The sequence below is a fragment of the Solibacillus sp. R5-41 genome (genome assembly GCF_002736105.1).
In the GTDB taxonomy this organism is placed as follows: Bacteria; Bacillota; Bacilli; order Bacillales_A; family Planococcaceae; genus Solibacillus.
Window position 1 is genome coordinate 751,439 of sequence record NZ_CP024123.1, and the last position, 12,473, is coordinate 763,911.

Consider the following 12,473-nt stretch of genomic DNA (forward strand, 5'->3'; position numbering starts at 1 on the left):
CAAATTATGTATGCAGAAGAGCTATTAAGTACACTTATGCAAAAAAAGGTTATAGGACAATTACCGAACATCGTTAAGGACATTGCGATTGATTCTCGAAGTGTACAACCGAGCAGTCTATTTATTTGTATAAAAGGATATACAGTAGATGGTCATGAATACGCACAGCAAGCAGTGGATGCAGGGGCAACTGTGATTGTAACTGAGCGCGAGTTAGAGCTAGAAGGAAATGTAGCACAAATAATTGTCCAAAGCACAACGCGAACTTTAGGGCTATTAGCTGCCAAGTTTTTTGATTACCCATCGAATGATTTAATGATGGTTGGTATCACTGGAACGAACGGGAAAACGAGCGTTGCCGGCATTATTCATAATATTTTAATAGGGCTTGGTGAAAAATCAGCGCTATCAGGTACAATTGGATTTAATTTAAATGGTGTGCTATATGAATCAGCAAACACAACGAGTGACGCACTCAATACGCAACAAATGATTTTCCGTGCAAAAATGGAAGGTTGTCGTGCAATGGTCATGGAAGTTTCTTCTCACGGGTTAGCATTAGGTCGATTAGCAGGTGTTGATTATGATGTGGCCATTTTTACGAATTTAACGCATGATCATTTAGATTTCCATGGCACGATGGAGGAGTATGGAAATGCGAAAGGGCTACTATTTTCTCAGCTAGGACAAGATTTAGAGAAAAATAAACATGTTGTATTGAATGCCGATGATCCGTGGTCAAAAAAATATGCCGATGCAACACCTTTCCCAATATGGACATATGGTTTACATAATGATGCCATTTTCCGTGCAGAAAATTGCCTGTATGAAGATGGGATGACGCGTTTTGATATGGTCACTCCAGAAGGCACGTTTCATGTAAATATGCATTTATTAGGTGAATTTAATATTTATAATGTATTAGCTGCCACAGCGATGTTTTATGCGCGCGGCTTTGCATTAGAGGCTGTTATTGAACAAATCGAAATGTTGCCACCAGTAAAAGGGCGTATGGAAAAGGTCATGACCGATTTACCAATTCAACTTTTTGTCGACTATGCCCATACATCGGATGCTATTGAAAAAGCGATTAACGCCGCCTTACCGTATAAAAAGCCGGAGAATAAATTGATTTTCTTAGTTGGAACAGGTGGTGGACGAGATAAGACAAAACGTCCAGTTATGGCAGAAAAAGCATCGGTTGCGGATTATGTTATTTTAACGACAGATGACCCTCGTTATGAGGAATTTGATAGCATCACAGGTGACTTAGCAAAAGGGATGGCGCATGAAAATTATGCATGTATTGGAGACCGAGCTGAAGCCGTTCGTCATGCGATAGGTATTGCGAATGCTGGAGATATCATCATCTTTGCTGGCAAAGGGCATGAGGATTATCAAATTATTGAAAATACAAAATACCCACATAGTGATGCAGAAATTGCGATAGAAGCAGGGAAATTAAAATTTGTCTAATTCAGGTTTACATTTAATCACCGTTTGTGTATGAAGCGCACATACGGTGTTTTTTAGTGGCGACACGTTTAATAAAGAATGAACGTGCTACCATCTAGGAGGTGTATTGTTAAGTGATTCAATTATTTTTATTGAGCATGTTCATATATTGCATAGTGAGCTTGCCATTTTATTTGAGTATTCGCTATCTTTATATGAGAAAAAGAAAAATTATGTGGCCTAGGGAACTAGTCATGCTACTATTTTTCCTATATTGCGTTAGCATTTTTTCTCAAACAATCATTCCCGATTTCTATTTTATGAATGGAAAAATTGTTTTTGATACGACTAGTCCATATATGCGTAGCAACTTCACCCTACTTCAAACGATTCATTTATATTATGATCAGCTAAATGGTCCTTTTGCGACGATTGCGTTTTATAATTTAGCTGGAAATATTATTTTATTTATCCCTTTTGGATTTTTCATTCCACTGCTTTTTAAACGGTTTAGAGGCTGGTTTAAGATGCATATGGTCGCATTTTTCATTCCGTTGTTTATCGAGTGCACACAGCATTTTATCGGTCGTAGTATTGATGTAGATGATGTTTTATTAAATGCCATTGCGATTATTATCGGATTTATTTTATTTAAAGCATTGGACCGATTCCGTAAAAATAAGAAACATTAAGTAAAAAAGGTTGTAACTAATAGTACCTGTCTTTTAAAATAGGGAAGTATGGAAAAAGGAGACGAACAAAAAATGACTTTAGAACAAGATATATTATCACGTCGTACATTTGCAATCATCAGTCACCCCGATGCTGGTAAAACGACAATTACAGAAAAATTGCTGTTATTCGGCGGTGCAATTCGTGACGCAGGTACGGTAAAAGGAAAAAAATCAGGTAAATTTGCCACATCTGACTGGATGGAAATTGAAAAGCAACGTGGGATTTCTGTAACGTCTTCAGTAATGCAATTCGATTATTCAGATTGCCGTGTCAACATCCTAGACACACCAGGGCACCAAGATTTCTCTGAGGACACGTATCGTACATTATTGGCGGTAGACTCAGCTGTCATGGTAGTCGATGCAGCGAAGGGGATCGAGACACAAACGTTAAAACTATTTAAAGTATGTAAAATGCGCGGTATTCCGATTTTTACATTCATCAATAAGTTAGACCGACAAGGGAAAGAACCACTTGAATTGATTGAAGAGTTAGAGGAAGTTCTTGGCATTTCAGCATATCCAATGAACTGGCCAATCGGGATGGGGAAAGAATTCCTAGGTATTTACGATCGTTATAATCGTCGTATTGAACAATTCCGTACAGAAGAAGCGGATCGTTATTTACCACTTGATGAGGCAGGTCAATTAGCCGTAGAACATCCAATGAAAGTGACTTCTTACTATACGCAAGCGATGGATGATATTGAATTATTAAATGAAGCGGGTAATGCGTATTCTGAGGATAAAATTCGTCGTGGTGAGTTAACGCCTGTATTTTTCGGTTCGGCATTAACAAATTTCGGTGTTCAAACGTTCCTTGATACGTATTTAAAATTTGCACCAGTACCTCAACCACGTATTACAGAAGAGGAGCAATTTATTGATCCTGTAGACCATAAAGAATTTTCTGGTTTCATTTTCAAAATTCAAGCGAACATGAACCCTGCCCACCGTGACCGAATTGCGTTTGTGCGTATCGTATCGGGTAAATTTGAGCGAGGTATGAATATGACGCTTGCTCGTACTGGTAAATCATTTAAAGTGACACAATCCACGCAGTTTTTAGCGGATGATCGTGAAATCGTAGACGAGGCAGTAGCGGGAGATATTATCGGTCTTTATGATACAGGTACGTATCAAATTGGCGATACCGTTGTGGGTGGAAAAAAAGGCTTTAACTTTGAAAGACTTCCACAATTTACACCAGAAATTTTTATGCGCGTGTCCGCGAAAAACGTCATGAAAGGGAAGCAATTCCAAAAAGGCGTATTACAGTTAGTGCAAGAAGGCGCTATTCAATATTTTAAAACATTACACACGGAAGAAATTATTCTTGGAGCTGTTGGTCAATTACAGTTTGAAGTATTCCAACATCGTATGAGTAATGAATATAATGTTGAAGTAACGATGGATCCAATTGGTAGCAAAATTGCACGATGGATTGAGAACGAGGAAGATGTGAAGGATTCAATGCATTCACAACGTTCAATGCTTGTAAAAGACCGTTTTGACAATAAAGTATTTTTATTTGAAAATGAATTTGCAATGCGTTGGTTCTCAGATAAAAACGAAAACATTCAGTTGTATAGCTTCTTATAGGATTGTAAAAATAAAAGTGGATTTGGAAAATTATTCGTTTTCCAAATCCGTTTTTATTTTGGGCTTATTGGACAGCCCCCATTCGTTGTGTGTACCGTAAAGGTGTGCTTTTTTATCTCGGGCTTTCCTTTGAGCTACCTATACATCGCAGCGGTTACCGGTTAATACAAAATACAAGGATATTTTAACGAAATGCAAACGTACGTTAAATATTACATGTGATTATTATTTAACGAGCAAAAAAGAAATATAAAAATGCTACACTTTAAACGAATAGCTGGATATATAACGAAGAAATGGATACGTACACTTGTCCAAACAAATAACGTGTAAATAATCGTATTTTATTTCTCTAAATAACCTCATGATAATACAGTGCATACAAATCATTCAACGTTACTTTGCCAAACGCAAAGTCCACCACATGATGCTCGACTAAAAACGCCGTTAATTCACTTAACAATTGTGGCTCTGAACTTGGCAAATGTAATAGCGTCATTTCACTCACAAGTGTTTGCTGCTCAATAAATGGATACTTCGTTTTGATCGTTTCCTTTAACTTCTCATGCATCTTTTTCACACGTATTGTTTTAATGGTCGCTTTACTAAAGCCTTCGACGATCTCGTTGGCATCGACGAGCTTTCCCTCATTAAATAAGAAAATACGATCTGCATACTTCTCTAAATTATCAAGCAAATGCGAGGCGATAATAATCAACTTGCCCTCTGCTTTTTTCTGCATTAAAATTTTCGAAATGATTTCTACATTATTCGGATCAAGCCCGTTCATTACTTCGTCCATCATCATAATTTCAGTATTGGCAACAATTTGCATCGCGAAACAAAGGCGCTGGCGCATGCCAAGCGAGTACGTGCCCGTTTTTTTATTTACATAATGCCCCATATTGAGTGCCGCAATCGTTTCATCAATGAGCTTCATATCCGATTTCCACATTGTCGCAAACATTTTTAAATGCTCGCGTCCACTTAAATGGTTGTACAAATCACTTTGGTCGGGCATCATTGACACGAATTGATGGATTTTCACTTCATTTGATTTACTGGAATAGCTTAACCGATTATCAAAAAGCACGTTGCCCTTTGTCGGTTGCAAGTAGTTCATTAACACATTCATTAAAGTTGATTTGCCCGTTCCATTTGGCGCAACAAGCCCGATGAGTTCGCCTTGTTCAAACGTAATTGAAATATCATTGAGTACTTTTTTGTCTCCAAATTGCACCGAAATATTTTGAATCTGAATCATTTTCCATCCCCCTATTTCACCAGCTTAAACCGTTTATTGAAAGAAATGAGCAGCGTTAAAATAAGTACGATGCCAGCTCCTAATGCTAATAATTGAATTCCTAAGCGGTAGTCTAAAGACTCGCTCCCTAAGTAAAAGTTTTGGTATTTCGAAACGATTTTTCCTACTTGAATATAAGAGGTTGGATACAGTTCGACATTCCAAAAATAACCGACACCACGACTCAAATAAAATTTTTCACCAAAAATGATGAGAATGGCAACAGCTAAATTTACCATTTCTTGACGGAATATGACACTGCACAGTAAGACAACCGCAATTATAACGATGAACCACATGAACAGCAATGCAAATGATTGCGCTAAAAACGCACCGAGCGTCATCATGTCAAAACTACCTTCTTTTTGCCATTGTAACGTCGTTGTAAATACTGGTGAAGGTAGCTGGAAATGGCCAAAGCCAGATTGCATGCCAATCATAATAAATCCTACGCCTAATGGGATAAATAGTGCTAGGCTCCCGATAAAAGCGACGAGCATTTTTACAAGGAGCTTTTTCCAATCTGCTATCGGGAAGCCTTTTAAAATAGAAGGGTGGCGGCAATCCTTCGTTACAATATCGATGGCCAAGAGCAATGCACAAATGATTAAAATAATCGGCAATGGACCGATTAATAAACGTTCAACAGTTTGCAACGCTGTACGCTGTTCGAACTGATTAATAGATAGCGCATAATCCGCTTTGGCATAAGCTTTGTACCGGACAAATTGCTCTAACGAATGATAAAAGCCCAAAGCATGTGCCAGTTCGCGGTCCTTCACATAATAGCGAGGATTGTACGAAAGGTGTTCGTTGTAATAGGTCATATAATTCGTGGTGAAGTACCAATCGCTTGTGACCCTCGCATATTCTTGCAAATCACCTGCATCGAGTGCAGTCAGCCTTGTTTTGTCTAATGGGTTGAATTTGAGGTACGTATAATAGTACTCCTTGGTAACAGGGTGAATGAAGTCAAAATTTGACCTCATTACGCTATAAATAAATTCCTGCCGTGTTAAATAGCGTGCTTCGATTTCCTCTCGATCTACCTTTTCAATCGGATCATAGGCAGGAGCGACTTTAATGGCGTAAAAAAATGCCGCAAACGCTAACAGGAAATAGATGGCCAAGTTTTTCTTATTCGTAAAAAATTGCTTGAGTTCAAATTTAAAATATCCGCTCATAACTTTCCCTCCTATGTCCGTTTTATTTTTCCTGTTGAGAAGAATGTTTTAATGACGAATAGCATGATCATGATACAAATGGTCATAATTAGTAACCCGGCATTCATCGTAATATCAACAGGTTTTGCAAGATCTAGTGGCATACCATTTACGATTTCATTGAAGTTCATGAAATGGAATGGATTGTACGGGAAAATGCTAACAAGCGATGGGAAAATAATTTGTAAAAAGAACAAAATACAATGCACGAATAATGTTAAGTACATATTTTTCAACAGTACATTCAAAATAATGGATAGCAACATGACGAATACGGAAATGACGAGCATATAGCCAATACAACGTGCAATATATCCCACACTTGAAATGAGCGCTGCTTCCCCTAAATAGACTTTGACTGGTTCTGCTGGATCTCCGAAACCGTTTAGCAAGAGGGGTGCCGCACTAATAAAAATGAGCACAATAAATGCGAGAACATATGAAAATGCAATGATACATTTTGAAAGAATATAATGATCAAAGCGTATTGGATAGCCTTTTATAATGCTAGAATGCTCAAAATCATCGAGTAAAATCGCACTCGTATAAAAGCTCATAAAGATGTACCATCCGACACCTACTAAGCTAAAGAAAAATAATAAAAACGGTATGTAATGGGATAAATCACTCACGGCATCCTTACCAGATTCATACATCGTTTTAAAATATAAATAATTCATTGCATTTTGAAGCTTGGAGGGTAGTAATTCTACTACTTTTTCATAGTCTTCCAGCTTAAATGCTTGCTGCCGGAGTTCTGCAATTCTTAGAGAAGCCTCATAATACATTGGATAATTTTCAACAGTTAAGGCAGCAATTTGTAAGGCAATCGCGCTTTTTTGTTGGGTTAAATTTTTAAACAAATCACTCCCATCGCCGTTTTTAGAAGCATCCTGAACCTGAAATTTAGACAGGAAAGCGCTCGAGTTATAATAATCGCCTTTTCGCTCATTCAGTTGATCGCCAATGGACTGCGCTTTAATGAAAAACATACAGCCGAAAACGACGACCACAACCGCAAGCAAAGCCACTAAATTCTTTCGGTTTTTGCGCTCAATTAGTAGTCCTACTTTTAATGCTTGAAACACTCGCATCTCCCTTTCTATTAATATTCTGTAAATTGGTTACACTTTATAGAATAATCAAATTTTTTATATTTTACAAATTTTTGTAATATTAGGTAGATATTTTCTGATAGTGAGATAAAGGATATTGGAGTTTTAATATGTATAAAGTCACTTCTTTTAAATAGTTAATTCAAACAGTTGCCTGTCCGATATTTAAAGATTGCTGAATTTTTATAAGGTCAACCCTAAGTTATGGTGATGAGCCAAGATTTTGTAACATGGTAATTACACTATTCGGTTCAACAAGAAAACGTATTTCTTTTCACGAAAAGGTTTTAGTTTACATAACATTTTTCCAATATGAACAAACCTTTCCTCCTCTTCTCGATTCAGCATTAACTACCAATTTGTATAAACATCTCTATAAAAAGATTTCCTCAATCCACCCCATATTGAATAATTTAAAAATCCAAGCCAACAATCATAAATATGACACAACATGACAAATGAATAGGAGTTATTTTTCGACAAAAAAGGGAAACATACAACAAAACTCGAATTGTAACGAAGAGAGGCATTTAAAGAAAGGGTTATTCATCCATGAAAATTAGTGGTTTTTCGATAAAAAGACCTGTATTTACAATCGTTTCGATGATTTTCGTATTAGTAATAGGGGCGGTATCATTTTTCAAAATTCCAGTAACGTTAATTCCAGACTTGAATCCACCAGTTGGCGTTGTTGTTACGAATTATCCTGGGGCAAGTCCTGCTGAGGTGAATGAAAAGGTTACGAAGCCATTAGAAGCTACTTTGGCGACACTACCAGGAATAAAAAAAGTGCAGTCAACATCATTAGAAAGCTCTAATCTTATCATTTTAGAATTCAATTGGTCGACCAATATGGATAAAGTGCAAACGGATATTTTACAACGCTTAGATATGGTGCCCTTGCCTCAAGATGCAGGGAAACCAAGCTTTTTAAAATTTGATCCTGCACAGTTTCCGATTATTCAGCTTGCCCTTTCCGCCAACGAGGAAGAGGTGGACGTAAGAGAGGTTGCGGAATCTTTAGAACAAGAACTGAAGCGTACGGAAGGTGTTGCAAGTGTTACCGTATCCGGGAAGCTTGTAGAGGAAATTCAAGTAGAAGCGGATCCCGATAAATTGGAAGCTAATCGTTTAACGCAAGCCGATTTAGTACAAATCATTCAAGCAAGCAATATTTCAATGCCAGGAGCGGAAATTTCGACGAATGAAGGACAATTACTGACAACGCGTGTCATAAGCTCCTTTACTTCGCCAAAACAAATTGCGGACTTAATTATTTCAATCAATCCTTTAACCGGAGAGGCATTAAAAATAAGTGATGTTGCAACAGTTGAACGAAAAGAGCAAAAAACAAATACGATTACACGAGCAAATAATCAACCTGCTGTATTGATGTCCGTTTTACAGGAATCTGGTGCGAATACGGCTAGTGTATCCGAAGTGTTTCAACAAGAGTTAGCGGCATTATTAAAGGAACCACAGTATGAAGGGGTAGAAGCAACCATTCTTTTTGATCAAGGGAATTACGTGCGCCTTGCAATCAATAATATTGGCTCGTCCCTCATTTTTGGTGGGATTTTTGCGATGCTTGTTTTATTTTTATTTTTGCGCGGCATTAGAAGCCCACTCATTATAGGGGTAGCGATACCATATGCAGTTATCGTGACATTTGTTTTGATGTATTTTGCCGATTTTTCATTAAACATTATGACGTTAGGTGCATTAGCGCTCGGTATTGGGATGCTGGTGGATAATGCTATTGTCGTCATCGAAAATATCGAACGTCATATAGAGTTAGGACAATCACCAAGAGATGCTGCTTTTAAGGGAACAAAGGAGGTAACAATGGCCATTAGTGCGTCCACTTTAACAACAGTGGCCGTATTTGTTCCAGTTATTTTTATTAGTGGACTGATCGGAAAGATTTTCACCGAATTTGCTTTAACAATTTCATTTAGTTTATTTGCTTCATTAGTCGTTGCATTAACAGTTGTCCCAATGTTCGCTAGTCGATTATTAACTGCAAAACCAGGGAATTTAGTAGAAAGGCGTCAGCAATCTACCTTGTATCGTCAATTTGCTAAAACGCTTAAATGGGCATTACAGCATCGCTTAATTGTAATGACAATAACTGTAATTTTATTAGTCGCATCAGGGTTTTCAATATACAAAACAGGAACGGAATTTATCCCTGCAACAGATGAAGGTTTCGTCACAATGTCGGTAATATTGCCAAAAAGCGCGTCCATGCAGTCAAGTGAAGCAGTCGTGTCGGAAATTGAAAATCTGCTTCGTGAAGAAACAGTCGTTGATGTTTATGTAAGTTTAATCGGAGGGAATCAGCAATCCGTTTCACGAGGGACGACAAGCCAAAATGAAAGCGAGATTTCCATTAAATTAGTGCCAATAGCAGAGCGTGAACAATCGATTTTTGAATTTATCGAGCAATTGGAACAAAAAGTTGAAAAACAAATTGGCGAGCGCGCGGAAGTAACGTATTCATTAGCTTCTTCCTCTGGTTCGACCCCGCATACATTAACGTTTCGTGTGACCGATACAGATGAAAACCGATTAACTGACACAGTACGCGCGATTCAACAGGAAATAGAAAAAATTGAGACGGTCACAGAAGTAATGACAGATTTAGATGCTACAAAAGAAGAAATTCAAATTGAAATTAATCGAGATGCGGCACATCAATATGGTATTTTACCCGCACAAATCGCACAAACGGTTAATAATATGACACGAGGAACATTTACAACACAAATAATTGCCGATGACGGTGAAATTTTAGCGGTTTATACCGGATTTGGTCGTGCCTATAATCAAAATGTCGATGCGTTGAACAAAATGAAGCTTCGAACAAATGCAGGTGTATTTGTAGAATTGCAGCAGCTCGCGGATATTCAAAAGAAGGCAGCACAAACAGCGATTAGACGCTCCGATCAAGCGGCGGCAGTAGCCTTTTTTGTGAAGTATCACTCATCCGAATCATTAAGTGGTATTTCGCGTAAAGTGGATGCCGCAATCGAACACGCGGAAGTACCTAGTTCGACTAAAATTGTCAACAGTGGCGATCGTGAATTATTTGATAGTGCCAAACAGGATATGATACTAGCGATTGTATTATCTGTCATTCTTGTGTATCTCGTTATGGCAGCACAGTTTGAGTCGTTTAAGCTTCCATTTGTCATGATATTTAGTGTACCTCTTATGGTGATTGGAGTGGCTGGTGCGTTACTGGTAACTAATACCTTGCTCGGTGTCACGGCAATTATTGGTGTTTTAATATTGGTCGGCATTGTTGTCAATAATGGTATTGTTTTAGTCGATTATATTAATCAAAAACGTCAACAAGGATTGGCACTTCAAGAGGCGATTATTGAAGGGGCACAAGACCGAATTCGCCCTATTTTGATGACGGCATTGACGACGATACTTGGTTTAATTCCATTAGCTTTAGGAATTGGGGAAGGGACGGAGATGAACGAACCGATGGCGGTTGTCGTAATCGGCGGTTTGCTAAGCTCGACGATTTTAACATTATTTATTGTACCAATAATTTATAGCCTAATTGAAAAAGAGATATGAACTGTTCGTTCAAAACAGGGGGAAATGAAATGGGAATTCACTTTTTAACAGGGTTTCCTGGCTTCGTCGCAACTGAATTAATTCATCAACTTTTTAAAGAAGGAATTACAAAGCAAGTTTTTGCAGTCGTTTTACCATCGGACTTAGCAAAAGCAAAGTCGAAGGGAACATTGATTGAGGGGCAGTATGAAGGGTGTCAAATCGTCCTCTTTGAAGGGGATATTACACTTCCAAATTTAGGTTTAGCAGACGAAGAATTGGCCATTATTAACCCGAAAATTACCTTTGTATGGCATTTAGCTGCGATTTATGATTTTGCAGTATCTCGTGAAGTCGCTTGGAAAGTAAACGTTCATGGTACGGCAAATGTGAATGATTTTGTATGTCGTTTAGAAAAATTGGAGCGTTATATGTATTTTAGTTCGGCATGCATTGCGGGTAAACGTAAAGGGGCAATTTTAGAGATGGAACTTATTCGCCCAATCGCGTTTCATAATTACTATGAGGAAACGAAATTTGAGGCAGAATTATTAGTAGACGATTTAAAACTTGAGCTTCCGATTACGATTATTCGCCCGGGCATTATTTATGGGCATTCTAAAACAGGGGTTACACAAAAATTTGATGGCATTTACTTTTTATTCAATGCAGTAGAGTATTTCAAAGGAAAAATTGTCATACCGCAATTAGGGAGTAAACATACATTACTTCAGATGGTTTCTGTCGATTATATTGCAGAGGCTAGTGTGCGACTATGTATGTTGCCTGAAGCAGCTGGAGAGACGCTTCATATTACTGGAAGTCAACCGTATACCGCAGCTCACATTTATCAAGAAATTGCGAAAATAATGACGGGGAAAAAGACATTTGGTATATTATCATTAGGAATAGCCAAAGCCATGCTTGAACAACCGAGTATTCGTAAACTCGTACATGTAACATCGCAAACAATCGACTATTTAGATTACGAAGGGAAATTTGATACAAAAGACTTTGACAAATTAATCGCATCTTCGGAAATAACTTGTTGCGATCTAATGGAAACATTACCGGTACTCATAAAATTTTATGAAGAAAATAAGCATCTTAAAAGTTATTATGTATAAATAGACTAACGACGACAATAATTTGTTGATTTTTTTTGGATTTATCGTTAAACTATAAATATAATTGAATTGAATATCCGTTGACTTGTTGTCAAAGGGGAGTAGCTATATGGGAATTGGATAGAAATATGACGAATCAAAGCATTTTCTATCATTTCAATGACCTTATTTCACATTCGTCATTACATGGTTAGGAGCCATCGGGTGTGATAGCATAAACGTGCTTAGCAAGACCTTTGCCTATTTATTTAGGTAGAGGTCTTTTCTTTTTGCCGAAAACGGATTATTTTTCAACTCAATCATGGGAATTACTCAGAAAAGGGTAAACGAAAATAAAAGGG

At 37.6% G+C, this 12,473-nt stretch carries 8 protein-coding genes; 5 read left to right on the forward strand and 3 right to left on the reverse strand.

Features of this window, described 5'->3' with window-relative positions:
• The first annotated feature begins 6 nt into the window (after positions 1-6).
• The 3 genes from CSE16_RS03415 to CSE16_RS03425 all read left to right on the forward strand — a co-directional run bounded on the left by CSE16_RS03415 (position 7) and on the right by CSE16_RS03425 (position 3,791).
• Entirely contained in the window at positions 7-1,476 is a 1,470-nt protein-coding gene (locus CSE16_RS03415; RefSeq protein WP_099422583.1) for a UDP-N-acetylmuramoyl-L-alanyl-D-glutamate--2,6-diaminopimelate ligase, read from the forward strand.
• A 233-nt stretch (positions 1,477-1,709) separates the two neighbouring features.
• The gene (locus tag CSE16_RS03420; RefSeq protein WP_099422584.1) at positions 1,710-2,147 is read left to right on the forward strand and encodes a VanZ family protein; all 438 of its coding nucleotides are present in this window, start codon (positions 1,710-1,712) and stop codon (positions 2,145-2,147) included.
• Between the two features lie 72 nt (positions 2,148-2,219).
• A complete protein-coding gene (locus tag CSE16_RS03425) occupies positions 2,220-3,791 on the forward strand; it encodes a peptide chain release factor 3 (RefSeq protein ID WP_099422585.1) in 1,572 nt (523 codons plus the stop codon).
• A 352-nt stretch (positions 3,792-4,143) separates the two neighbouring features.
• Here the strand turns inward: CSE16_RS03425 and CSE16_RS03430 are convergent, their stop codons facing one another.
• The 3 genes from CSE16_RS03430 to CSE16_RS03440 are packed head-to-tail and all read right to left on the reverse strand — an operon-like array spanning position 4,144 to position 7,411.
• Positions 4,144-5,055, reverse strand: coding sequence for an ABC transporter ATP-binding protein (locus tag CSE16_RS03430; RefSeq protein ID WP_099422586.1), 912 nt, complete (start codon positions 5,053-5,055; stop codon positions 4,144-4,146).
• A gap of 11 nt (positions 5,056-5,066) precedes the next feature.
• Positions 5,067-6,278 carry an ABC transporter permease gene (locus CSE16_RS03435; RefSeq protein WP_099422587.1) on the reverse strand — a complete coding sequence of 404 codons (1,212 nt, stop codon included), beginning with the start codon at positions 6,276-6,278 and terminating at the stop codon, positions 5,067-5,069.
• Positions 6,279-6,289: 11 nt separating this feature from the next.
• Complete coding sequence (locus tag CSE16_RS03440) at positions 6,290-7,411, reverse strand: ABC transporter (protein ID WP_253896161.1); 1,122 nt, start codon at positions 7,409-7,411, stop codon at positions 6,290-6,292.
• A 573-nt stretch (positions 7,412-7,984) separates the two neighbouring features.
• Here CSE16_RS03440 and CSE16_RS03445 point away from each other — a divergent pair.
• Both CSE16_RS03445 and CSE16_RS03450 read left to right on the forward strand, forming a co-directional pair.
• Positions 7,985-11,026, forward strand: coding sequence for an efflux RND transporter permease subunit (locus CSE16_RS03445; RefSeq protein WP_099422589.1), 3,042 nt, complete (start codon positions 7,985-7,987; stop codon positions 11,024-11,026).
• A gap of 29 nt (positions 11,027-11,055) precedes the next feature.
• Positions 11,056-12,132, forward strand: coding sequence for an SDR family oxidoreductase (locus tag CSE16_RS03450; RefSeq protein ID WP_157764745.1), 1,077 nt, complete (start codon positions 11,056-11,058; stop codon positions 12,130-12,132).
• Positions 12,133-12,473: the final 341 nt, after the last annotated feature.